At 67.2% G+C, this 25330-nt stretch carries 14 protein-coding genes; 9 read left to right on the plus strand and 5 right to left on the minus strand.

Features of this window, described 5'->3' with window-relative positions; all coding sequences use genetic code 11:
- Window positions 1-104: 104 nt before the first annotated feature.
- Window positions 105-3206 (plus strand): N-6 DNA methylase, encoded by a 3102-nt coding sequence (locus tag AB0C25_RS13110; protein ID WP_357372687.1) that lies wholly within the window; start codon window positions 105-107, stop codon window positions 3204-3206.
- Between the two features lie 34 nt (window positions 3207-3240).
- Here AB0C25_RS13110 and AB0C25_RS13115 read toward each other — a convergent pair whose 3' ends face one another.
- From AB0C25_RS13115 to AB0C25_RS13125, 3 genes are read right to left on the minus strand one after another with little or no spacing between them, the layout of a single operon-like run.
- Window positions 3241-4485 (minus strand): protein kinase, encoded by a 1245-nt coding sequence (locus AB0C25_RS13115; protein ID WP_357372689.1) that lies wholly within the window; start codon window positions 4483-4485, stop codon window positions 3241-3243.
- 50 nt (window positions 4486-4535) lie between these two features.
- Window positions 4536-6719, minus strand: a complete 2184-nt coding sequence (locus tag AB0C25_RS13120) for a UvrD-helicase domain-containing protein (RefSeq protein ID WP_357372692.1) — start codon at window positions 6717-6719, stop codon at window positions 4536-4538.
- A complete protein-coding gene (locus AB0C25_RS13125) occupies window positions 6716-13144 on the minus strand; it encodes a DEAD/DEAH box helicase (RefSeq protein WP_357372694.1) in 6429 nt (2142 codons plus the stop codon). Before AB0C25_RS13125 ends, AB0C25_RS13120 begins: the two co-directional genes overlap by 4 nt.
- Window positions 13145-13281: 137 nt before the next feature.
- On the opposite strand from AB0C25_RS13125, the gene AB0C25_RS13130 reads away from it, so the two are divergent.
- The 3 genes from AB0C25_RS13130 (at window position 13282) to AB0C25_RS13140 (ending at window position 16595) form a co-directional block, all read left to right on the plus strand.
- Complete coding sequence (locus AB0C25_RS13130; protein WP_357372696.1) at window positions 13282-14136, plus strand: hypothetical protein; 855 nt, start codon at window positions 13282-13284, stop codon at window positions 14134-14136.
- Between the two features lie 54 nt (window positions 14137-14190).
- Window positions 14191-15594 carry a CBS domain-containing protein gene (locus tag AB0C25_RS13135; RefSeq protein WP_357372698.1) on the plus strand — a complete coding sequence of 468 codons (1404 nt, stop codon included), beginning with the start codon at window positions 14191-14193 and terminating at the stop codon, window positions 15592-15594.
- 221 nt (window positions 15595-15815) lie between these two features.
- Window positions 15816-16595: a hypothetical protein gene (locus AB0C25_RS13140; RefSeq protein ID WP_357372700.1), complete on the plus strand. Its 780-nt coding sequence runs from the start codon at window positions 15816-15818 to the stop codon at window positions 16593-16595.
- A 1046-nt stretch (window positions 16596-17641) separates the two neighbouring features.
- Here the strand turns inward: AB0C25_RS13140 and AB0C25_RS13145 are convergent.
- On the minus strand, window positions 17642-18040 hold the full coding sequence (locus tag AB0C25_RS13145) for a hypothetical protein (protein ID WP_357372702.1): 399 nt from the start codon (window positions 18038-18040) through the stop codon (window positions 17642-17644).
- Window positions 18041-18155: 115 nt separating this feature from the next.
- Between AB0C25_RS13145 and AB0C25_RS13150 the strand changes: the two genes are divergently transcribed.
- The 4 genes from AB0C25_RS13150 (at window position 18156) to AB0C25_RS13165 (ending at window position 22953) form a co-directional block, all read left to right on the plus strand.
- On the plus strand, window positions 18156-18428 hold the full coding sequence (locus tag AB0C25_RS13150) for a hypothetical protein (protein WP_357372704.1): 273 nt from the start codon (window positions 18156-18158) through the stop codon (window positions 18426-18428).
- On the plus strand, window positions 18421-19032 hold the full coding sequence (locus tag AB0C25_RS13155; RefSeq protein ID WP_357372706.1) for a DUF6879 family protein: 612 nt from the start codon (window positions 18421-18423) through the stop codon (window positions 19030-19032). The genes AB0C25_RS13150 and AB0C25_RS13155 overlap by 8 nt, the downstream gene beginning before the upstream one ends.
- Window positions 19033-19035: 3 nt before the next feature.
- The gene (locus AB0C25_RS13160; protein ID WP_357372708.1) at window positions 19036-21435 is read left to right on the plus strand and encodes a tetratricopeptide repeat protein; all 2400 of its coding nucleotides are present in this window, start codon (window positions 19036-19038) and stop codon (window positions 21433-21435) included.
- Between the two features lie 102 nt (window positions 21436-21537).
- Window positions 21538-22953 (plus strand): hypothetical protein, encoded by a 1416-nt coding sequence (locus tag AB0C25_RS13165; protein ID WP_357372710.1) that lies wholly within the window; start codon window positions 21538-21540, stop codon window positions 22951-22953.
- Window positions 22954-23166: 213 nt separating this feature from the next.
- On the opposite strand, the gene AB0C25_RS13170 is transcribed toward AB0C25_RS13165, so the two are convergent.
- The gene (locus tag AB0C25_RS13170; protein WP_357372712.1) at window positions 23167-24504 is read right to left on the minus strand and encodes a PIN domain-containing protein; all 1338 of its coding nucleotides are present in this window, start codon (window positions 24502-24504) and stop codon (window positions 23167-23169) included.
- Window positions 24505-24926: 422 nt separating this feature from the next.
- Between AB0C25_RS13170 and AB0C25_RS13175 the strand changes: the two genes are divergently transcribed.
- Entirely contained in the window at window positions 24927-25235 is a 309-nt protein-coding gene (locus tag AB0C25_RS13175; protein ID WP_357372714.1) for a hypothetical protein, read from the plus strand.
- Window positions 25236-25330: the final 95 nt, after the last annotated feature.

Raw genomic sequence — 25330 nt, forward strand, 5'->3', positions numbered from 1 at the left:
CTTCCAGGCCCACCTGAATCCCATCACTACCGGTAGCTGTCCATAATCCGACAGCGATTCACTATTTCCTTGGATCCGATGAGTCACCGGATCCAGACTGGTACATGGCCCGCTCGGACGGTACGCCACATGCAAGCCGTAGCCGCCAGACGTCGCCTCGACCGGAGGTGCGTGCGCCCGACGGCTTTCCCCCTTCGCTGCAGCCGTTGTTGGCGCGAATCGCCGATCGCCGCGCCGCCCGCAGCGAAGCGACTCTGCAGGCCGACATTCGACAGCTCCTGCTGGCCGGCGACTTCGGCCTCGTTGACTCCCACCTCGACGTTGACCTTGAGGCTCCAGCCGGCGGCGGCAGACGCATCGACATCGAGGTCGGTTACACCGTCATCGAGGTCAAGCGCCGGCTCCAGAACGGACGTCCGTTGCAGGAGGCCGAGCGGCAGCTCGGCGGCTACGTCCGGTCGCGGAGCCAGGAGAGCAGCCAACGGTACGTCGGCATTCTCACCGACGGGGCCACCTGGCGTGCGTACCAGCTGACCGGCGATTCGCTGACCGTCATCGACAGCCACACGCTGGCTGCCGCCCGCCCCGACGGTCTGGCCCTCTTCTACTGGCTGGAAGGCGTGCTGGCGACGAGCCATCGGGTCCGGCCGGCACCGGCCGAGGTTGCCCGTCGCCTCGGCGCGGCGAGCACCTCCCACAAGCTGGATCGCGCCGCGCTCGCCGCACTCTACGACGAGCACGCGCAGGTGCCGACCGTGAAACTGAAACGGCAGCTCTGGGCAGGGCTGTTGGACAGCGCGCTCGGCACGCAATTCGTCGACGACCCGGACCTCTTCGTCGAGCACACCCTGCTGATGAACAGCGCGCACATCATCGCGCACCTGGTCGTCGGTATCGATGCCATGGACTTGCAGCCGCAGGACCTCATCACTGGGCAACGGTTCGACCAGGCCCGCATCCTCGGCGTGGTCGAGCACGACTTCTTCGGCTGGACCACGGAGGTGCCCGGCGGCCGCGAATTCGTCCAGGGGCTCACCAGGCGGCTGGCCCGGTTCGACTGGCTGCGGGCCGACCACGACATCCTGAAGGTGCTCTACGAGTCGATGATTGGGGCCGAGACGCGCAAACGGATGGGCGAGTACTACACCCCAGACTGGCTTGCCGAGCATCTCGTCGATACCGTCGTCACCGATCCACTGCGGCAACGGGTGCTGGACCCCGCCTGCGGCTCCGGCACCTTCCTCTTCCACGCCGTACGCCGGTATCTCGCCGCAGCCGAGGCGGCGGCCGTTCCGCTCGACGCCGCGTTGACGCAGCTCACCAAGCATGTGGTCGGTGTCGACCTGCACCCGGTCGCCGTGGCGCTCGCCCGGGTGACCTACCTGCTCGCCATCGGCCACGAGCGGCTGACCGATCAGCGCGACGCCATCACCATCCCGGTCTACCTGGGCGACAGCATGCAGTGGCGGGAACGACGCGACCTCTTCAGCGAGGAGCACGTACGGATCAGCGCCGGCTACAACGCGAGCGAGGTCGAGGAGTGGCTCCGCTTCCCGAAGGATCTGCTCAACGAGCCGAGCCGCTTCGACCAGATCGTCGCGGGGCTCGCCAGCATCGCGGCGAAGCCGAGAGAGGGAAACGGCCCGCCGTCGCTGGCGGCGTTCTTCCACCGGATGCAGATCGGGCCTGACGACCAGCCGATGATTCTCAGCACCTTCGAGGCGATGTGCCGGCTGCACGACGAAGGGCGCGACCACATTTGGAGCTATTACCTACGCAACCTGGCCCGGCCGGTCTGGCTGGCCATCGACGACAACCGCGTTGACATCCTGATCGGCAACCCGCCGTGGCTGTCCTACCGTCACATGCCACGGGACATGCAGAGACGGTTCAAAGAGCTGTCCCACGGCCGCGGGCTGTGGCACGGTCGAGAGTTCGCCACGCACCAGGACCTCTCTGCCCTGTTCGTGGCCAGAGCAGTCCAGCAGTACCTGCGCGACGACGGCTCGTTCGCCTTCGTCCTGCCCAACTCGGTGCTCGATCGCGACTACTTCGAAGGCTTCCGTAGCGGCTGGTACGAGGACACTGGCGAAACGGCCGGTGTCGCTTTCACTGGCTCCTGGGACCTGCGACGCTTGCGTCCCCACCTCTTTCCGCGTGGTGCCTGCGTCGTCTTCGGCGACCGAGCCACCCTGGGCACCTACCGGCGTCTACCCTCGGTGACCGAGCGGTGGACGGGCCGAGTGCCGATGAACGCCAGATCATGGCGCTTGGTCGAACCGCTCGTCACCCGCGAGGCAGCCGATCTGGTTGTCGGCGAATCGGCCGTCTCTGAGTCACCGTACAAGCCGCAGTTCACCCAGGGTGCCACGATCGTGCCGAGGTTTCTGTTCTTTGTCGAGACGGCTTCCGGTGGGCGGCTCGGCCTTGGTGCCGGCCGTCGCTTCGTACGCTCGTCGCGGAGTAACCTTGAGAAGGCCCCGTGGAAGGACCTGCCGGCTCTCGAAGGCGTCGTGGAGACCGAGTTCGTCCGGCGCGTGCTGCTCGGCGAGAGCCTGGTGCCGTACCGGATCCTGCCGGCGAAGGAAGCGGTGCTACCGCTCGACGGATCCGCTTTGATGACGGGCCCCGGGTCGCGACTCGACTACTACTTTGGCCTCGCCGAGTGGTGGCGGCAGGCCGAGACCACCTGGGAGGCGCACCGAAGCAGCGCTCGTCTCACCCTGTCCGACCGGCTCAATTTCCATCGCGCGCTCACCGTGCAGTTCCCTGCGCCACCGCTACGTCTGGTCTACGGCAAGTCGGGCATGCACGTCGCCGCTGCCGTTGTCGACGACTCGGCCGCGATCATCGACCACAAGCTCTACTGGGCACCTATCGCAACCCCTGAGGAAGGCCTCTTCCTATGCGCGATCCTGAACAGCACCGTGCTGACGGAGATTGCCCGACCACTGATGTCCTACGGCAAAGATGAGCGCGACATCGACAAATACCTGTGGGACCTGCCCATCCCCCGGTACGACCACGCGAACTCGACGCACCAACGCCTCGTGGAGTTCGGCCGTGACCAACACCAGACCGTGGCCGAGCTCAACCTCGCCGAGGGCACGAACTTCGTGACGCTACGCCGCCGGATCCGTTCCGAGCTCGCGCGACACCCCGGCACCTCGAAGATCGGAGCCATTGTCAGGAACATGCTGGGGTAACGGTGAGAGGGCGGCACGGAAGCGTCCGGTGGATTCAGGACACCCCCAGCTCAAGCTGGCAGGCCATCGCCTGATATCGGCACTCCTCGACCAGATCCTGCTCGCCGCCTGACTGGTCCACGTCTCGGGCCAATTCCTCGAAAGCGTGACGGGCCCGCCGGAAGTCTCCTGCGAGCATCAACAGGTTCGCGAGATCCACTCGTAGCGCCACGGTCTCGGTGGGGAGTAGCTCACCGCCCGGCGGCACCAAGCGAAGGGCCCGCTCCAGCAACTCGGCAGCCTGCACGAAACGCTCGTTCTCGGCGAGTTCCCTTGCCTGCGCACGCAACTCCACCAGTTCCCGCTGGGACCTCTGCGGCGGCACCGAGACGGAAGCGGTGTGCAGTGCGGCGCTGGAAAATTTATCGTCCGTGCGGGCGGCCGCTAGCCCTGAAGAATCGCCGCTGTCGAGGAAAGGCACCAGGAGCTGACGAACCTCGCCTGCCGACGCTGGCCTTTCCGCTGGATCCTTAGCCAGGAGGCAATAGAGGAGGTGCACAAGGTCGTCGGGCACGTCCGATCGATATTCACTGATAATTGGAGTTGGCGAATACAGGTGACGACGCATCATGTCCGGAGCGTTTGCCGCCTCATAAGGAGGGTTGCCGCTGAGCATCTCGAACAGAATGCAGCCCAAGGCATACAGATCAGCGGCAGGCCCGACAGGACCACCCTGGGCCTGCTCGGGTGCGATATAGGCGGGGGTTCCGAGCGTCCGCCCGGTTGCGGTGAGGCGGGATGCTTCAGCCGGGCCCAGTAACGCCGCCACTCCGAAATCGAGCACCTTCACCACCCCGGCTGGGGTGATCATGAGGTTCTGCGGCTTCAGGTCTCGATGCACGAGGGAGGCGGCGTGGGCGGCGGCGAGCACCGAACAGACCTGCGCGGCGATGGAGGCCGCCTCGACGACCGACAGTCGTTCCTGTTCGGCGATGTGGTCGGCGAGGACGATCCCCGGCACGAGCTGCATGACGAGGAAGAGATCTTCACCGTGTACGCCCAGGTCGTGCACGGCCGGCAAACCGGGGTGGTCGAGTCTGGCGGTCGCTCTCGCCTCTCGCCGGAAGCGCTTGCCTGCCGTCTCACGCTCGTCCTCCGGCACCTCCAACTGCCGGAGAAACTTGATCGCCACCGGCCGGTCGAGTCGCTCGTCGAAGCCGGCCCAGACCTGGCCCATACCTCCTCGACCGACCGGATACGTCAACTCGTACCGGTCACCGACACGATCCCCCGCCTGCACCTACAGCCTCCCCGCATCGCACGCCAACCCCGTTTGAGTAGGAGCGGCAATCAGGCTAGCTGCCGCTGTACGAGCCGGCCGGTCAGGAACAGGCTGGGCGTGCCGTGCCAGTAAACCGCAAGCTCATCACGCGCGCGGGTGGCGGCAACGAACAGCAACGACCGGTCACGCTGGCGTTCACGCTGGTAGCGCTTCGGGTCAGAGTCCCGGTACCTGCTGATCATCTGCCGAGGCACCAGGCCGTCGCTTACCCCAGCGATGATCATGCGCTGGTACTCGAGGCCCTTGAAGCGGTGCATCGTGCCGACGTGCACGCCGTCAGGCCGCTTCGGGCCATCCGGGCCGATCTCCACCACCTCCAGGCCGTTGGACTCCAGCCTGCTGATGACCTCCGCCGCCAGGTCTTTCGTGGGTACGCAGATGGCCACCGAGCCATCCGTCGGGTTGCCCCAACTGCGCAACTGCTCGACGATCAGGTCCCTCTCCTGCGCCCACGTGGCGGCACCGCGGAAGATCGGTCGGCCGCCACGCAGCAGCGACCGGTAGCCGGCCAGGTCCTCCTCACCACCGTCGAGGTCGTCGTACACCTCCCCGGTCATGATTTGCAGGGCGTCGGCGAGGATCTGCCGGGTGGTGCGGTAGCTCAGGGTGAGCCGAGACGACCGACCGCGGATGTTGACGCCGAGGCTGCTCAACGTGACGTGGTTGTCGTAGATGCGCTGGTGGGTGTCGCCGGTGAGGAACATGTCGTCCGGGCCTGGAGCGACCATGGCCCGCAGCATCTTCCAGTGGGCGGCGCTGAGGTCCTGCGCCTCGTCGACCACCACGTGGCGGTAGCGCGGCCGGTAGAACCCGCCGGACGACTCGCTGGCGACCCCGGTGTCGTGGGCTGTCCGGTCCATCTCGAGACGGGCGGCCCGTTGTGCCACCTGGTGCCAGGTCCAGACGCCACGGTTCTCCAGCCAGGTGGTGAACCGCTCGGTCAGCTGCCAGATCTGGTCCCGTTCGATCCGGGTGAGGCTGCGGCCGCGGTTGGGACGGCGGGCCTTGAAGTAGTCCGTCCGCGAGTTGAGCACCTGACCGAGGATCACCTGGGTCCACTCGGCGGCGAGGAACTCCGCCTCCCAGGCGCTCTCCCCGGTCTCGATGAGGAACTCGTCCCACAGTTCGAGGACCCGGTTGTCGTCCACCACGCGGCGGCTGCCACCCGCCTTGGCTTCGGCCACCACCCGGCTGGCCAACCGGTCGATGTTGACGATGTCGACCCGAGCCACCAGCTCCTGTCCACCCAACGCCATCAGGCGGGTTCGCAGGTCAGCGGCCAGGTTCCGGTTGAAGGTGGTGAGCAGGATCGGCTTGTCCACACCCGGCGGCAACTGCCGGGCGAGGTGCGCCACCCGGTGCAGAGCGACGATTGTCTTGCCGGTTCCTGGACCACCACCGACTCGCGCAGGGCCCTTGTAGGGTCGCTCGACCAGCTTCCGCTGGGTGGGGTGCAGGAAGATCTGCCACCGCTCGAAGGCTTCGCCCAGCATCGCCTGCAGTGCCTCGTCGTCGGAGGTCACCTGGGTTGCGGGACGCTCGACGGCGGCTTCGAAATCCTCAGGGTCGACCGGCTCGTCGGCACGGACCGGGTCGGTGACCTGCTGGAGCACCTCGTCGTAGGGAGTGCCGTCGAAGAGCGCGAAGAGCACGTCGGTGGTGAGCTGCGGTGCCCGGTCGAGCAGTTCCAGAAGCTGCGCCTCGGTGGTCAGTTCCCGGATCTGTGGCAGCAACGGCTCGGAGACGCCGAGCTCCAGCAACTGGGCGTCGGTGTAGGTGTCGAAGAGTGGCTTCTGTGCAGGCTCAGGCTCCACCTCGGGCGGCACGACCCGCCCGATGATGCTGTCACCAACGGGCGCCATGTCGACGACCTCGATGCCGCCGGTGACCCGGTTGATGCGGTACGCGTACCGGGTGAGGTCGTCGTACACCTCGCCACGATGCTTGACCGCGACGAGCAGGTAGTCGCGTTCGGCGATGTGCAGCAGAAGCGCGCGATAGTCCTTGTTGACGCGGGCGGACATCAACCGGGAGTCGCCGTTGAGTGCCTTCAGGTGGAGCCCGGGGTTCTCCGGGTTGTGCCGGAACTTGTGCATAAACTCGTAGACCGCTCCGATGTCGGCGCGGGTGAGCTTCATGACCTCTTTGTCGGCGCGGTCCAGCATCCGCAGGATCGTTGCTCCGGTGCTCATCGGCGTTCTCCCCCGGTCGTCGCCTTGATCTGTGCCGCCAACTCGTCAATCGACCATTCCCGAGCGGTACGGGCGTGCCAGCCCGCCGCCGCGTACGCCCGATCGCGGTCTTCCGTTTCCGGGTCGTCGGAGGGACCGGTGAGCACGATGGCGATTCGCCGATCGGGCCAGGCCAGCTCGGCGGGCCAGCCCTGGTCGCCCAGCTCGTAGCCGACGACCGGGGCGGGCAGGTCCTGTCGGGCGAGCTGCTGGACGAGCTGGTCCAACGTCTTCTCGTCCGGGTCCAGGTAGCGCAGGACATCCAGCCACGGCGACGCCTTGTCGAGCGTTTCAGGCTCGGCGGCCGCCGGCTGCGCTACGACGCCGAGCCACGTCGCTGTCTCCTCGTCGAGGGGCAGTGCCCGTTGGGCCAGCACCAGCCCGGTGCCCTCGGTGACGGCCATCGAGGCCGGTTCGAAGGTGCCAAGGGTGGACACGGCGAGCTGACCAGCGTCGCCGCCGCCGTTGCCGAGGAACTGGATGACGTTGCCCCAGGCGAGCCATGCGGCCCAGCGGTCCTTGTGGCCCGTCCCAGCCACGGCAGCCGGCAGGTCGTCTAGGACAGTCAGCGCCGACCACGTCGGCAGAGGCTTGCTGCGCCCGTCGACAACGACGGTCACCGGGCAGTCCGCGTTGTCCCGAGCGCGAGCGATCATGATGTGGCGGGCGTTCGGCCCGGGAAGCGGCTCGCCACGCAGCGCGGCCAACAGTCGCTCTCCCACTCCGCCGGAGTCGGTGGCCGTGTTCTCCCGGGCCTGCTTCAGCATGCCGGCCAGGGTGGCCTCCGCTCGACGCTGCCATCGGGTGGGCTCGGGATCGGCGAGAAAGCGCATCAGCTGCTCGATCGGGTTGACCCAGATCGTTTCCTCGAGCTCATCCGGGTCGGCGCCAGGAAGGAACTGTCGGTATTTCTCCCGGGCGGCCTGCTTGCTGACCCCGCCGTACGGGGTCCACCGCCCCTGCCCGTCGGTGCCACCCCAGGTCTTGACATCGTCCCAGGTGGCGGCGAAGACCAGGTAGCCGTGCGCGCGTAGCCGCGCGCGCTTCTCCGCGTCGTCCGCGAGCCGGTTGTACTGCGACGAGGCGTGGTATTTGAAACCGTCAAGGTAGACGGCCACTTCTGGCGACGGCGCATCGAGGCGTTTGAAGTGGACGTCGGGGCGGGTGCCGCGAACGGTGTTCTGCAGCTTCATCTGCCAGTGGGTGACGCTCTGGCCATTGTCCCGGACGAATCGCAGGTCGGCGATGCGGGCACCGTCGTGATCCGTCCGCCGATCGATCCGCAGGCCCGAGTTGGGTGTCTCGCCAAGCGCCAGCAGCTTGGTGAGGAAGCGCATCTCAAGCTCGCTCTCCACCTGGTGGATCAGCGAGATCTCATCCGTCCGGGTGCCCTCCTCGACGTCCCAGGTGTCGAGAAGCTTGTCCAGCATCCCCAGTGCCTCGTCGCGGCTCATCAGGGCGAAATGCTCGTTGCGTGCGTGGCGCAGGAGGCAGCGGTGACACACCGCCCGGCCTTCGTGGCGACAGACGCAGTCGGCGATCCGCTGCCGCGCCAACTCCAGGATCGCGCGGAACTCCTCAGGCTTGGCGAGACGGTGCAGATAACCGGTGCCCTGCGGCTGCGTGTCGAAGACGACCACGAAGTTGCGCGTCCCGTCACTCTGCCCGTCCGGCATGGTGGCCGACACGGCTTGCAGGTGCGCGGGGTCGCCGCCGTACTGCGCCGCGATGCCGAGGCGGATCGCGGCGGCGAACGAGGCGATTCGTTCCTGGACCACGGCGGTAGCGGCGGGGATCAGGATGCGCAGCGCCTCGGTCTCCAGCTCATGGGCGAGGATCAGGTCGACATGGGCGTCCGGGGCAGCTGGTGAGCGGCGGTAGGGGCACCAGGGCCGGTGGTGCTCGGCACCCTTCGCAACGGTGGACCCGGAGGTCTCCGCAGCGAGTTGTTGGCTCACCGCGGGGACACCGTCGACGGTCGTACCGCCGCAGGAGGTGCAGGTGTGGAAACGATTGATCCGCACCTCCTCACCCGCGAAGAGTTCAGCTGCCCGGTCGTAGCGCTGCGCGCCCAGGTTGAAGTGACGGATCATCGCGTGTCGGCTGTAGTCGACTCCGAAGGTGTCGTGCGCGTGCCGCCAGGACGAATCGACCTTGGCCGGGTCGACGTCGACGGCGATGGTGGTGGCGTAGAAGCGCCTGTCCCGGTCGTCGCTGTCGTCGCGGATGCGGGCGTCGTCGCGCTTGTCGCGGCTGAGCACCCGGGTCGGCTGGAGCACCTGGAACAGTCGTCCGTGATCGGCGATGCTCTGGTCCGCGCATCGCGGGCAGGCGCTGGTGTCCTCCTTGGCAAGGTGGGTGCGGACGTAGCCACACTGGGCGCAGATCCGCCACTGCTCGTACGCCGGGCGGTCCGCCGGACCGACGTCGAGCCCCGAGATCTCGTGCTTGTAGCCCCGCACGTAGTAGCTGTTGCCGGGGGCGATCTCGACAAGCGCCTGGCGGGCGGGACGCGCATACTCGCGTAGCTCACTGTGGAACCGGCGGTCGCCGTCGGCCTTGTCCTCCCAGGTCAGGGTGGCTTCGAGGTCGGTTCGGGTGTCGATGAGCGCATAGTTCGGCAACAGACCGAACTCGACCATCGCTCCGTGGGCGGCCGCCGCGCTGACCTCCCGCAGCCGACGACGGACCGCCCCCTCCTCCGCCTTCAACATCTTGATCTCGCGGGCATGGTCCGGATCGCTGGGCACCAGCGTGCCTCGGGCGGCGGCGAGTTCCTGCATTCGGCGACGCAGGTCGGCCAACCGCGAATCCCAGACCTCGTCGGCCTCCTTGACCCGGTGGACGATGCCATCCGCCGCGAACTCGCGCAGTTGGTCGGCGGCGGCCCGCAGGACCTTGTCCCCGAACAGCGCCAGGAAGTCCTCCACCAACCGAACGCCTTCGCGACGGCCGGCCTCGGCGAGGCCGGTCAACCAACCGGTCGGACCAAACAGCACGTGGGCCCGCCGTGGCATCGGCAGCACTCCGGCCAGGCGCCCGCGAGCAGCCAGGTCGATCAGATGGGCGAGGTACTGGCGACGCAGGATCTCCACCGCCGACAGGAAACACCCGGGCGGGACGATCTGGCCGGCGATCATGTCGCGTGGATCGGCCAGGTAGTAGCGATCCCGCTCCGTCCTCCCGACCAGGGTCAGCACCAGCGCGTTGCCGCTCTTACGGCCGGCGCGCCCCGCCCGTTGGACGTAGTTGGCCGGGCCGTGCGGGAGCGACGCCAGCACCACCGCCGATAGGGCACCGATGTCGATACCCATCTCCAGGGTGGGCGTACAGGAGAGCACGTTCGGATCGGTGTAGCGGGCGCCGTCGCGGAACTGTTTCTCGACCGTCTCCCGCTGGAAGCGGGTGAGCATGCCGGTGTGCTCGCCGGTGACGACCCGGAACACCGGGCTGTCGAGGTAGAGCCGCCGGTAGTAGTCGTCGGCGGCAGTGTCGTCGTGGGCGGCCTGGAGTTGACCGCGACAGCGGTACTGCCGGCACGGCTGGCCGATCCAGTCGGCCACCCGGTCGGGGTGTTCCGTCTGCTGCCAGTGGCAGGTGTCGCAGCCGACCCCGGCTGCCGCGGCGGACGCGTCGTCGAGCCGGGTCACCCGGAGGTGGCCGGGCATCAGCCCGTACACAGTGTTGCCGTCCTCGGTGTCGCCGACCGCGACCACGTTGGCGGCGGCGAGGGCCGGCAGCAGCCGGCTGAGGAAGCCGGCCGCGTCGCCCGGGTCGAGACCAAGGCAGCGCGACGTCCAGTCCTGATACCAGTTGCCGCGCGCGGTGATCACGTCGAACTCCGAGCGGGACTTCGGCGTCGCGAGCAGGAACGCGGGCGCGGACAGGCCCTTCGGGAACGCGGGCATGCCTGCCGGCCGGCCGCCCCAGATCTGCCACCGGGTGCCGCCACGCTTCAGGTACGGCACCAGCCACTCATGGAACACCGCACCCCGGGTCCGTAGCCGCTCCAACAGCCCCCGGAGGAAGGCGAGGTAGCGAGCGTCGTCCGGCGCCATCCCGGCCAGGTGACCGGGGCCCGTGAGGTCGACGTCCCGACAGATGGCGGCGGCCCGCGCCGGATCGTCGAGGGCAACCTCGACGGCGACGCTACGGGTCAACTCCAGGGTGCGGCCCTGCCGGGAACGCAGCCCGGTCTCCATCACGGTGGCGAAGACGAGCCGCTCGCTGATCAGCTCCCACGTCTCCCGGCTGCCGCTGTGCTCACCGGCGAGCAGGCTGTCGACTCCGGGTTGATCGTGCAGGTCTGGCGGCACGACGGTGGAGAGGATCTCCGGCTGCGCCGCCTCCTCGATCATCCTGACGAAGAGATCGTCGAGCCCGATCGACTCCCCGGCTTTCAGACGGCCGGCGAGGAGCGAGCGCAGCGAGAACGAGTAGGACCGGTTGGCGACGAAGCCGGCGCGGTGCGCGGCGTCCTGCACCGAGTCGTTGAAGAGCAGCGTCTTCTTCTCGGCCTCGTCGAGCTCCCGACCGGTGAAGAGCTGCGTGATCGCCACCGAGGCTAGGGTGGCCAGGCCGGCACCGAGGAAGCGGATCCCGTGGTCCAGTTCGCAGGACGGGCAGCGGTCCTTCTCGGCTCCGTCGATGTCGAGCACGTCGCCGAGCACGACGATCGCGTCGTCGGTGGGCTTGCGATCGCGCTGCCCGTCGAAGGGGCGCACCCGACGGCCGTATTCCAGGACAAGCAGGCCCCGGTAGCGCTGGCGTACCTCATCGTCGGTCGCGGCGATCAGCGCGCGGACCCGGCGTTTGTCCCGACCGACGCTGGCGCGGTAGATCTTGTCCGGGTCGGTCTCCAGCTCCTGCGGGTCCTTCTCCGGCGACAACGCCATCCACCCGGAGCGGCCACAGTGCCGACAGTAGATGGCCGGCAACCGTGGGTAACGGTTGTCAGCTACGACAACGTCCGCATCGGCAGCATACGGGTCCAGCTCGCGCGGCGCTTCGCCGTACCAGCCGAAGGCGGCCTGGCTGGAGGTCCCACGGAGCAGTCGGGCGACGGCACGTACCCACAGATGGGTTTCGATGTTGAGTAGTGGGCGACCGGGGACATCCGGGTTCTGCGCGACGGAGAGCAGGCCGACGAACCGGGCGAGAGCCTTCGCCGTGATCTCCGGCCGGGTCTTCATCACGCTGCCCCAGCCGGTGGCGTTCTTTCGAGGCAACACATCGATGATCTCGTCGAGGGTGCACGGCCGCGCCTGGAGCGAGTCGAGCACCGCCTTCGTCAACGGATGCTGACGAAGCAGCCCACCGAGTCGCGCCGGGTCGTCAAGACAGCGCTCACCAACGACAAGCTCGGCGACCTCGGCCATCATCTCCTCGGGGTCGCGGTCGTCCACCGCGGCGAGCTGTTCCGGGGTGGGTAGCGGCAGGTTGAAGTCCTGCCTGGCAATGAACTCGCCGGCCTCGTACCGGTCCTCCCCCACCAGCGAGCCGGCGTCGAAGACGACGCCGAAGACCTGCTCGGCGACCTCGCGGATCGCGGTACGACCATCCCGGCCGCCTCCCTCACCAAGGGTCGCGGAGGTCGCCACCGGGCAGATCGGCCCCAACGGCCGCCCCGGTTCGTCGAGGTCGAGCGCCGCAGCGAGGCGGCGCAGCAGCATCGCCACGTCGGTGCCCTGGGCTCCGTCGTAGGTGTGGAACTCGTCCAACACCACGTACGCCGGCTCGGCACCCTCCCACAGCGGCAGGTCGTCGGCGCGCTGGAGCAGCAGGTCCAACATCTTGTAGTTGGTGATCAGAATGTCCGGTGGCGTGCGGCGCATCTCCGACCGCTTGGTAAATACGTGCGGGTATTCGATGGCCGCGACATCGCCGATGTAGAGACCCGCGGTGACCTGACTGAGCGCCGGGTCGGTGAGCAACTCGTTGATGCGCTGTGTCTGGTCCGTCGCCAGAGCGTTCATCGGGTAGAGCAGGATCGCCTTGACTCCGGCTTTCCCTTGCTGCTTCTGCCGTCGGCAGTGATCGAGCACCGGGACCAGGAACGACTCGGTCTTACCCGAGCCGGTGCCAGTGGTGATCAGGGTCGGCTCGGCTGGCTTGCCCTTCGTCGACAGCCGGGCGAACGCGTTCGCCTGATGCAGGTAAGGGGTGAAGTCGGCCGGCGCCCAGTCGAGGTGCGCCCGCCAGTTGCCCTCCGCCGGGCGGAAGGGGGTGCGGATCCGCAGGTAGGGGCCGCGGAAGATGCCCTGCTCCGGATGGGAGAGAAAACCCTCCAAGCCTTGGCGTACGCCGTCTTCGGTCAAACCGAAGGTGGTGGTCAGGTACTGGGTGAGGGTCCGACGCAGGGTGTCGGCAGCGATGGTCGGCCTCATGAGCGGATCACCGCCGCATGCTACTGCACCCCTTACCGGGGTTGACCTGCCCGACGACCTTTGCAGAGAGCAAGTCAGATTTGTGACACCACTTGCGGTCAAGCATCGCCTACGCTGCGACGACCTGAGGTCGAGCGATGGGCACAGCTGATTTGGCGGAGATCGATAGCACCGAAGAGTATGTCTGCAAGAACTGCAGGGTGATCTGCAGGCAGCAGAACGGCACCTGGGTTCATCCGGAGCCGTGGGCCACGCTGAAAGCGCGGCAGCTCTGCGAGAACCCCCAGCCTCTGCGGCAAGCGAAGCCACGGGAGATGCGCTCTGGGTCCATGCGCTCGTTCCGGCGAGACAGGTGGATAAACGAGGAGCAGCTACAACAGCTCGTGGTTCCCTGCGGGAATGCCATCGAGGTTGGCATCGTCGGCTGCTTCCGATTGCGTTCGACCGGCTCCGGTCACCCTCGTGGTTGGGGTTACCTGGCCAGCGACGGCCACTATGGTTTCGGCGCAACCACTACCCAAAGCCGGTTTGACGGGCCCGGCGAGTTGGCGGCGGAGACGCGTGCGCTCTTCTGGGCCCTCCGAAAGCTCGTGCCGAACTATCGCGTCACCCTAATCACTGATTACGCCGAGATCGCCAGCATGGTCGATGCCTGGCGCTGCGGCGACGACACCGCAATGCCACCCGGATACGACGCGGCGATGAGCGAAGCCGGCTACGAGCGCAAGCTTCTCCTGGCCGCACGGAAGGTGCACGAGAACGCCGAATCCGTCGCTGTGCGGCAGGTCAACGACTACGCCGATACAGCCCTCGGCGCCGGCGCCAACAAGCTGTCACTCATCGGTTGGGAATGGTGCGCCGGCGAGATCACGAAAGCTGACGCCAAAGCGCGGGCGCTTGCTGTGGCGAGCGGCGCTCTCGATGTCGCTCCCTTACTTGTCGCAGGCGACGATCAGGCTGAGGAAACGGACGACGGTAACGAAGAAGAGTAGCCGCACGGCCCTAAGTACCTCACCCATCAGCATCCCTCTGGAGCCGCAGCACCCATGTCGAGTCCATCCCGTCCAAGGCGAAAGCATCTGCTCAACGGCCGTCGCGTCCGCATCTCCGACCTGATCGACGCCGACCTGCTGAAGCCGGGCGACGAAGTCTTTTTCCAGCAGCGCATCGGGGAGGCGCCGCACCAGGCCACGGTGACGGACCGGGCCAGGCTCCGACTGCCGGACGGCCGAGAGTTCACCACGCCCTCCCGGGCTGGTGCCACCGTCGCCGGGCGACGGGCGGTGGCGGGGTGGTCGGCCTGGCAGGTGGGCCGGAGCGGTCCGACTCTCCATCGCCTTCGGCTGGAGCTGCTTCAAGACGTCGCCAACGAGGTCAGCGCGGACCAGGAAACGTCCCAGGAAGAGGCCGAGGCGGTCCGCCACCGCTTCGCAACACTGGAAGCAGCACGCGCGGATGCAGAAGCCGGTCGGCCACGTTCGTTCACCGTCCGAGAGTTCATCGGCCTCTGGGGCCTGGAGGATCGGGATCGGATGGCAACCACACAGGTCGAGGCAGATCTGGCGAATCACGGCTTGACGACCAGCCCGGACTTCCGAGCCGTCAGTCTGGACCGGACCATCCGGGTCGTGACGCCGCCAGAGCAGGAGGACAGCGAAGACGACGCCGGTGAAGCGGGCGACACCGTCGAGGCCAACTCCGATGAGCTGAGCGAAGAAGGCGTCGACATCGGGTTGACGCTGGAGAATCTGTTCCCGCACCGAATGTCGCTGGTCTCGGTAACCCCCTCAGCCACGTTCGAAGAGGCGATCACCGCGATGCAGATCAACGACTACTCCCAGGTCGCCGTCCTAGCCAACTCCCATCAGCTCCATGGATCTGTTTCATGGGAGTCGATTGCTGCCGCCAAGCAACGGAACCCGAATGCCAGCTTCAGCGACGCCATAGACCGCCGGGCACGCGACCGGGTATTCGACTATGACACTCGGCTCCTGGACGTGTTGGGTACGTTGCAGCAGCACGGCTTCATCTTCGTCCGCGACGACCAACGCAAGATCAGCGGAATCGTCACGGCCGCTGACGTGGTGCGCAAGTACGACGAGACGGCTACGCCGTTCTTTCTCATCGGTGAGATCGACCAGGAGCTGCGGCATTTGATCGTCAACACCTTCGACGAGGAGACGGTCCGGCAAGCATGCGTGGGAGCCAAGCTGTCGTTCAAGTCGATGGACACGATGTCGATCGGCCAGTACCAGGCCGTGCTCAACAACGCCGCGTGCTGGGGACAGCTCGGGTGGCCTCTGGACCGCAGCTTGTTCATCGCTCGCCTGGACGAACTGCGGCAGGTACGAAACAACGTGATGCATTTCAATCCGGATCCGGTCAGGCCTGCGGAGGTAGCGAAGCTTCGCCACTTCCTCAGTCTGATCCGCCTCTACATCGGCTCGTGACGCCGTCCGACGAAGGTCTGGCTGAATCGTGGCGCACGGAATGCCAGCGCTGACCAGCGAGGTGACGGACGCCAAGAGCCCGCTGGCCCCGCACGGCATTCCCCTACCACCACGACGTACAGGCCGACTACCGGGAAGCCGTCGGCCTGACCCGGGTGCTGCCGTCCCCGATGGTTGCGCTCGGGACGCAAGGCACCGCTATCGACTGGTGGTTGCGGTTCATGATCGACCCGGCCCCTTCGGTCAGGCTCTCAGTGGCCGGGGTGAGCACACGGCGAGCGCCGTGCGGACGGGCTGGCCTGGAGCTGCTGCATGACCTGGGTGCGGTCGATAACGATGGCAATCACGTCGGGCCGATCCGCCCGGCCCGGTTCAGGGAGCGCTCTGACGAGTGGTGGGCACGGATGTCCCACGCGCTCACTCTCCTGGTCGAGCTGTACCGGGCGGCTCGGGTAGACGGATCCCGCCTGATGCAGCTCGGCCCGGGAGGTCGGGCGTCCGACCTGCTGGCACTGGCCAACGCCGACGAGGTCGCCGACCTGATCGCGATGCGCGACCTGGCCGTGGAGCAACTACTAGCAGGGTTGCCGTCGGGCGCCGTGGCCACTGGCTCGACGTTCGAGGGCAGCGCCGACCTCAACGCGGACGCCGATCTCATCGTCGGCGGAGTGCTCGTCGACTTCAATGCCTCCCGAGGCAGGGCCCGGCCGGGCGGCAGCCGTGCGGCCGGGCCGACAAGGACCGATATCGACCAGTTGCTGGGGTACGTGCTGCTGGACTACTCCGACGCCTTCGCACTGCACTCGGTGGCCATCTACGCCGTCCGCTACGGGCATTACGTCGCATGGCCCGTGGACAACTTCTGCGCAGAGCTCGCCGGGCGGCCAATTGACCTCGCCGCGATGCGGCAGGAGTTCGCACAGGTGGTGCAGGTCGAGTTGCCGGATTACCGCACGGCATCCATCGTCGGCCGGATCCGGCGGCGGATCGGCCCCAGATAGCCGGTCACCAGTCGCAGGCTCAGTCGACCGCGCGGTCCTCGCAACTCGCTCTCGAAGCGGATCTGACAGCACAACGCCTACCCCCGGTTTCCGTCGACCTCCCATTGCAGTCAACCATTTGTCACCCGAGTAAGACGAACGGCCACTTCCGGGGACAACTCCGCCGTCAATAGCATCGAGATCCTTGCATGGTAGAGGCGCACGTGCGCTCGGTTCTTCCGTGGCAGATGCAGGTCCGGCGGCATCGGAGGCAGCGTGGTAATCAGGCGAACCATCAGCGACTGGTACACCAACGCGGAAGGGCGGTATTCTTCCGATTCCCGACGCGACTGGGAGAATGACGACCAGCCCGACCGTACGCCTGATGTCTGGCTCGACCGGCTCCAACCCGCAAGTCGTGCGGGCGACGCCCGCCCCTCACGTGGATCCGCCTCCAGGGCCAACTCGGGGATCGCCGGTCGCCGAACGGCACCCACGCAGCGAGACCTGGCAGACGCGGCCCGTGCTCTCCGGGAACGAATGCCCACCATCAAGGACTCGACGATCGCCCGGCACCTTCGTCAGGACGGCTGGCCACAGGTCTCGGCTGACCAAATCCGGAAGGCACTGAGCGCCCATCCCGCCCTGCCCCGGAGACAGTCGCCTCCCGTTCGCTCATCGAAAGCGCGGCGAGTTGCCCCGAAGCAGCGACAACAGCAATTCCAAGGCGTCAGCACCACAATCGGTTCACCCACTCCGACCAAGCCGGCGGGATCCTCGACCCCTGCACGGGGGAGCCAAACCCTCGCTGAGGTGGCCCGTGCCATGCGAGTGAAGCATCCGCATCTCGGCATGAGGAAGCTGACCAAACAGGTACATGCACATGGTTGGCCAACAGCGACCTTGAAGCAGGTAGAAGAGGCTCTCCAGCGACCGCGACCCGAACGATCGGCTCGGGATCGGCCAGCGCCGCTATCTTTCCCGGCTGCGCGAGATCCTCAGCCCGACACCTGTCTCGCCTGCGGGGTAGTGCCGTCGCTTCTCGGCACGTGCCGCTGTTCCTGACGTCAGTGTCGGGCCGACCCGTCGCCAAGATGGATGCCGCCGTGGACATCACGCGCCTGCACCACCGACCCGTGCACATCGCCGGAGACCGAGTTCTCGACGTCGCCGGCACCTTCGGCAAGGGCGACCTCCACCTGCGACCACCGCGCACGCAGCTCAGCGCCGAAGGCCCTGTCGCGGCGCGACTCGCTTTCGAGTAGCTCGGCGAGGCGACCCACGGCCTGAGGTGACGGCTGCTGCAGAGCGCCTTCGATGACGGCACGCGACGCCGGCTCGTGCTGAACCCGGGTGCGGAGAAATCCGATCAGGGAGGACACCGCGGCCCGCCCGCTCTGGGCCAACTCGGTGGTCGCCCACGCGACCAGCGTCGTCGCTGCGGTAACCATGATCGGGTCTGTCATGCGTCCGCCTCCCGCCCGTTGCGCCCGGCTCCTGGAAACGGAATGGGCGACAGCCATCTAGTCAACTCGATGTTACCGTGGGTGCTCGCGCGAGCACTAAGCCTCGGAGGCGAGCATGGGCGGACAGATTTGGCAAGCGGACCCTACCGCCGAGCTGACACGCCGTTGGGGTAAGTCCTCCCACGAGTTGGGCAACACCTCCGGCGACGGCAGCTGCCCCGACGTCTGGGAGTTGAGCAACGGCGACATCGCGGTGATCGGCCAGGACCTCACTGAGACGTACCAGGAACGACTCCCAGCTGGTGTCTCAGTGGATCCGGGCGAGCGGCTTATCATCATTCCCCGATCGACGATGATCGCGGCGAAGGTGGACATACCTGATGCATGACCTGTTCCGCGGGGATCCTGGCGAGCAACTCCGCCTGGAGGACTATTGGGCGGACTTTGAGGATCGGTTCTGGCAGACCGGCGATCCGGGCTTCTGGAAGCTGGAACGTCAGCAGACCTTCAAGGAGCCCGGCGACGAGGGTTGGCGGGCGTTTGCTGACGGGCGGTGGGAGGATTCGCTACGGATCCTCGACGCGCGCCGCCCTGAATTTCAGAGCTACTACCGGCGGATCGTCGTCAGCGGGTTCGCCACCCGACGGGTACGGGTCGTCGAAGAGCCCTTCACGCCTTATCTCCAGTGGGAGCTGCACGTGCTGCGACTGCGGCACGAGTGCGGCGGTCTGACCCGTGTCGTCGGCGCGGACGCGGTGGCGGCAGCCGAGTCGGGTGGACGGGTTCCGGAGATCTACACCCTCGGCACCGAGGTGATGTATGAGGCCGTCTACGACGCCGACGGCGTGTTGGCGGCAGCCCGCCGCTGGCGTGACCCCGACCTGGTGGCGAGCTGCCAGTCCTTCATCGAGTCGCTCTACCAGGGCGGTGAGCCGCTCGACGAGTTCTTCGCCCGTGTGGTGGCGCCGTCGGGACCTCCCCACGTGGGGTGAGAGATGGAGGGCACCGGGTCGGACGGAGCCGGGCAGCGGCCCACTCAGGTGAACCGGTCCGCGCTGTCCGGACCGGCGGAGCTGGTTCAGGCCCGCGACGTGTACGGCGGTGTGCACTTCCACGGCGAGGCAGCCTCGCAGGAGCGACCGCAACAACTCCCCGGCGACGTCCGCGGTTTCGTCAACCGGGTGGCGGAGCTACAGACGCTCAACCGGCTGCTGACCGACGGGGAAGGGAGCGTCGATGTAAGCCTGTCGGTGATCACCGGGACGGCCGGCGTCGGTAAGACCTCAGTCGCCCTGCGCTGGGCGCACAGCATTCGGAGCAGGTTTCCCGACGGGCAGCTCTACGCCAACCTGCGTGGTTACGATCCGGGTCAGCCGGCGCAGCCGGACCAGATCCTCGACCGTTTCCTGCGGGCCCTTGGCGTTTCACCCTCGGCTGTGCCAGCAGATCTGGACGAACGGGCCGCTCTGTACCGCTCCCGACTGGCCGGCCGGCGCGTACTTGTGGTGTTGGACAACGCCGCCACCGCGCGTCAGGTGCGCCCACTGCTGCCTGGCACGGATCACTGCCTGGTCGTTGTCACGAGTCGGAACATGCTCTCCGGGCTGGCCACCCGCGACGGCGGTCGACGGCTGACGCTGCGCATGCTGAACGAGGACGACGCCATCACCCTGCTGCGCGGCATCACCTCGCCCTACCGCAGCGGGGACGATCCCGCCGACCTGAGAGAGCTGGCCCGGCTTTGCGCTCGGCTGCCCCTCGCGCTGCGCATCGCCGCCGAACGGGCGGCGAGCCGGCCATTCATGCCCCTCGGCGAGCTGATCGAGGATCTACGGGACGAGTCGGCCCTGTGGGACGCACTCACCGCCGAGGAAGACGAGGAGTCCGACGCGGTACGTGCGGTGTTTGCCTGGTCCTACCGCGCCCTGAACACGGACGCCGCCCGACTGTTCCGGCTGCTCGGGCTGCACCCTGGCCCAGACTTCAGCGCCCCGGCCGCCGCCGCATTGACCGGCGTGCCGGTGTCCAGGGTCCGGCAGCCGCTCGACGCTCTGGTCAGCGCTCACCTGTTGGAGCAGAGCGCTCCGGGGCGCTACCAACTCCATGACCTGCTGCGCGCGTACGCGGTCGACCAGGTACGGCATCTGGAGAGCGTCGAGGATCGGCAGGCGGCACTGCGCCGTGGGTTGGACTGGTATCTGCACACCGCTGACGCCGCACTGGCCCGTACCCTGCCCTTCTACCGGACCGTACCGCTGGATCCGCCGACCGACGTCACGCCGCTCGCCATCGCGACCAACGCCGAGGCCGACGCCTGGTTCGACGCCGAACGGGACAACCTGGTGTCCGCCACAAGGGTCGCTGCCGACGCCGACCTACCGCGGACCGCCTGGCAATTGGCTGCGCTGCTGCGCAGCGTCTTCATGCATCAGAACACCTTCGAGAGTTGGTTCGCGACGGCCCGCATCGGGCTGGCGGCAGCCCGTACGCTCGGTAACCGGCGCGGCGAGGCTGAGGCACTGGAAAGTCTCGGCAAGGCCCACTTCCAAGCCCGCCAGCTCCCCGAGGCCGCCGAACACCATCAGGCCGCACTGGTCATCCGGCGGGAGATCGGCGACGAGTACGGCACAGCAGTGTCAATCAACGCGCTCGGGTTGTTGGGTCTGCGCAGTCGTCGTCTCACCGACTCACTCACCCACTTCGGCGAGAGCCTGGCGATCTTCGAGCGGCTCGGCAACCAGCGGTGGCAGGCCCTGCTACTCGGCAACCTCGCCGAGGCTCGCTACGAGCTGGGCGAGCTGACCGAGGCAGCGGCCCTGCTGGAGCAGGCGCTCGTGGTGCAGCGAGAGATTGACGACCGGGGGCAGGAAGGCAATTCGCTCTTCTTCCTGAGCATGACCCTGCGGGAACTCGGCCGCACCGACGAGGCGCGGGCCGCGATCAATTCGGCTATCGCCATCGCCGAGGGCGCGAGCCAGCTGTGGCTGGGGCACTGGCTGGTGGAGTACGCGCGAGTGCTGCGCGCCTTCGGTCGGCAGGCCGAGGCGCTGGAGGCCGCGCACCGGGCGGCCACCATTCAGCGCCAGCTCGGGGACCGTAGCCGCGAGGCGATGGCCCTTGACGGCGCAGGTGAGGCGTACCGGGAGCTGGGGCAGGCGGACGAGGCGATCGCCTTCCATCTGCGCGCGGCGGCGGTGCACCGGCAGCTCGGGGACGATTGGCAACTCGCGCTGACGCTGGACCACCTCGCGACGGCGCTGATCGGCATCAGCCGTTCTGAGGACGCGTATCTAGCGTGGCACGAGGCGGTCGCGCTGCTGTTCACGTTTCCTGATACCCGGGCCCGGATCCTTCGCAGACGCATGGAGCAAATCCTTGCGGCGGGGGACGACTGACGGGGCGTTGTGTCGCACTCCGGCGCATACATTGACACCCTGAAATTACTCGATGACCCTAGGTACTTGACCTGCACGGGTGATCTGCATCGGGGGTGACCGGTGGATCTTGACTCGCTCGTACGATCGCTCGGGCGTGAGTCGACGCTCGCGGTCGAGTCCTCCGAACAGGTCGTCGCCGAGGTGCTTCGGTACGCCAAGGAAAAGGCGAGGGACTACGAGGCGTACCGGTACGGCAAGAATCCGTCGCCCGTGCGAATCGGGCCGCCGGTGCGCACCAGCCCGGCGCAGGTGCTGCACGAGGTGGGTGTGGCCACGACGTTCCTGACCGCCTCGCCCCTGGCCCAGGTAGCTCGGCACTGGGCACACGTGCGCTACTGCGCGACGCTGACCGCACGCGGGGGCTGTCTCGCCCTGTCCCGCCACGCCGGCAACGTGGTCTACCACCACAAGGTGGCGCAGTCCGAGCAGTTGGGCATCGGGTTGGCGCTGGTGGTCGCGAAGGCCGTGCTGCGCCGGCAGTATCCGGACTGGGACTTCCACGCGGTCGACGCGGAGGTGGCGCTGAAGGCCGGCTTCCTCGAGGGCGTCGGCGCGGTGGACACCATGTCCAGGACGAAGAAGCGGCCGGACTACATCCTGCTCGGGCACCACAGCTCCGGACGACGCAGCGGCGTGAAGATCGTGATCCTGGAGTGCAAGGGCACCCATCAGCCGGCAGGCTTCGCCTACGGGCAACTGGCACGGGCCACCGTGCAGGTCGACGCGCTACGGGTGGCCGGACGCAGCCAGCCATCGCTGATGGTGGCCTCGTGTCTCAGCGGGACGCGCATCACGTCATACGTGCTCGACCCGCCGGGCGACGACGAGTTGTGGTCCGGCGCGGACGACGACCTAGATGAGCTGCTGCGGGCCAGCCCGGACGACCAGGACTGGCGTCCCCAGCCCGCAGCGCTTGACGACGCCCGCGCCTTGGAGGTCCCCCCGGGCGCCGCTCCCCCGGCCGCAGACTTTGAAGTGCCGCCAGCCGAGGAACTGCCAGCCGGGGCACCCGACGTGTTCGATATCCCCGCCGAGCGGCGCGGCTGGTTCACTCAGATTCTGACCCGGGCAGCGGCAGCAACCGCGCTGCTCTTCGCGGGCAACAACGCGGCGGCCCGCGGGTACGCCACACCGCGGCAACGCGGGGAGGCGGGAGCACCGGCGCAGTCAGCTCTCTTCGAGCCGGATCTGCCGTGGGCGTCGAGCACCGCCGAGACGCTCCGGTTGCGCAACGGCCTGCACGCCGAGGGCACCCGCTACCACGCGCCGCTACCCGGCGGTCGGACGTTGGAGGTGTTCCGAGGCGTGGAGAGCAACCTGTACCGACAACTCGCGGAGGGCCAGATCGGCCCATACCTGCGGGCGGCACCGCGCATCTTCCGCCAGTGGTCAGCCATTCGCCCGCAGGGCGAAGTCTTCTCGCTGGGCCGGGACGGCACCGTCCTCGTCGTCCGCGCCGCTGACGGGCGACGCTGAGCACCCGGGCAGCGTGAGGCCAAGGCCAAGGCCAAGCCGCCAGCCTGCTGGGACTCGTCAAGTCGTCAGTCCACGCTCACGCCACCGCTGGATGGTCCGCTTGCAGGGCTCGGGCATGCACAGATGCGGCACCTCGTCGTACGTGAACACGCCGAGTTTTCTTGAAGTAGCCCGGCTGCTACAGGCGCTCCGGGCGCACCGGTAGGGGCTGAGTCATGAGGCGATCGCCGTCGCAGACTCCCGATCCCGGATCCGCGACAGGAACAGCGGCAGGACGTCGTCGTGTATCTGGAAGCCAGCGGCAACACCGAAAGCTGGCGAATCCTCGTTGTAGACAGCCCAGAACAGGTCCACTGCCTCGTCGGGGAGAGTTCCCTGATCCCGCATGATCTGCACGATCCGGTTGAACGGCCGAGTGAATCCGCGCAGACTGCGTTCCTCGGGGTAGCCAGCGATCTCGTATACCTGACTCCTGGCGACATACCCATCTTGGCTTGCTGCCGCCACAAGGACGACTGCCTGCTGGGGTGCCTCGTTGGTAAGACGATTGAGCAGGTAAGTCAGCGCCTCCTGGCTCCAGCCTCCGTACTCCAGGTGGGGTTCTGGCTCGGACAGGAACGTGTCGACCCGATCCGCATCCTGAACGGAGTCCTCACGGACGGCGACGGAGAGAACCACGCCCGCATAGCTGAGGAGCTGCCCTGGGCGAGCCATGAACAGCCTCACGCCGGCGCGGTCGCGCAACTCGTCCACGAGTTCGACGCGGGGGCCACGCCGCTCACCACCTTCTGTCCGCCACCAGTCTTCCTTCACGTCACCGGTCACGAAGAGGACGTCACTGTGGCGCCTTTCCGCCTCTCGGAGAGTTTGCTCCCACACCAGGTAGTCGCCAGCGCCTTCGGCGTTGTCCTTCTTCCGGTCCATGTAGCCCGGCGGGACCTTCTCATCGAGCCGTCGCTGTGCCTCGACCAAGGCGACGGCCAAGTCCTTCTCATCCAGCGGCTCGCCGACCCTGCCCCGCAGAATCGAGGCCAGTGAGCGCAGCACAACATCCGTGTTCGTGTCGCGGGCGGCCTCGGTCGCCGCGGGATCTTTGAATTTATCCACGTTGAGCAGGACCTTGTCGAATCCGGCGCTGAGTTGCTCGATGATCTCCGAGGCTCGCTCGGACGTCAGCGAGACCCGGTTCACCCACGTCTGCACGGCGCGCACCGCTCGACCACGAATCTCCTGCAGCTCCTGGGCGGTCTTGGCAGTGTCTCGCGGATCTCGCAGTACCCGATCCCGATTGCGCCAGAACTCCGTCAGCACCTGGTGCGGAACCCAGAGCCTGTCCGACAATTCCGTGAGGACGGCGAGCAGGTCGTCGCGGGCATCGGCCGTGTAGCGGTAGAGGTTGAGCAAGACATTCGCGTCCAACACGACCATACCGGTCCGCAAGACCTCGGCGTATTCTTCGGCAGTCGGAGTCACGTACCCCTCGAAGCCGTCGACCATCCCTCTTTCCCGGGCAGCGGGAGATGCGCTCAGTTCAATATCAGCCGTCGTCACGGCGGCAGAGTAGCCAAAAGGTCATCCCTGTCACTGTCAGTTCGGAGACAGAACGGCCAGTCAGTTCGATGCGGCGGAACGGGAGCCGCGGCCATGCAGGGCGTCCATGTAACCTCGCCGACTTCATCGCAGTAAAACACCGAGGACCCGTCCATGCCGGCTCTCACCGCTAGAGCCAGCTTTGTACAGGTCACCGAGTTTCGGCGCTGAGTCGGGTATCAGGCGGGAGAGCAGCCTCCGGACGCGCTCGGGCAGCACGATCGGTCAAGAGACCCGTTCCACCGCAGGAGAACCAACCCCGACCCCAGGCTGGGGCACATCCTCGAACAACGACCGCCAGTCCGCAGTGCCTCGACGTTCTCGGGTAGATCGCGGCCTGCAAGCTATCCGGGCGGCACGGGCGAGCGCCGCCAGCGCTTGCCGTGAACTCGTCGTACCGCTGCCGCACCGCGACCGCCCTGCTGCGGTGGAAACTGGCCACGCCGTTGATCGGGCTCAGCCTGTTGATGGTCGTCCCGGCCGTGTTCGGCACCGTGAACTGGTGGTCGTTCTACGGGGTCGGGTATTGGATGCTGAGCGTCTTCATCTGCCTCGTGCGCGCCGCTCAACTGGCAGTGGCGGTCTCCATCGGCGTCCGGCCGAGCAGGGACGTGCCCTGGACGAGGGTCGGGCTGGTCATTGTCGGCATGCTCGTCGCCTGCGGCCTGACCCGGATCCGCTACGGGCTCTAATACTCCAGCAGGAGATCCGTTTCAGGGCTCAGTGAGGGCTTGTCGTGCGTAGTGGCTGATCTTGGCTTCGGCTTGGTGCTGGCGTCGGAAGATGG

This window comes from Micromonospora sp. NPDC048839 (assembly GCF_040649915.1).
Taxonomy (GTDB): domain Bacteria; phylum Actinomycetota; class Actinomycetes; order Mycobacteriales; family Micromonosporaceae; genus Micromonospora.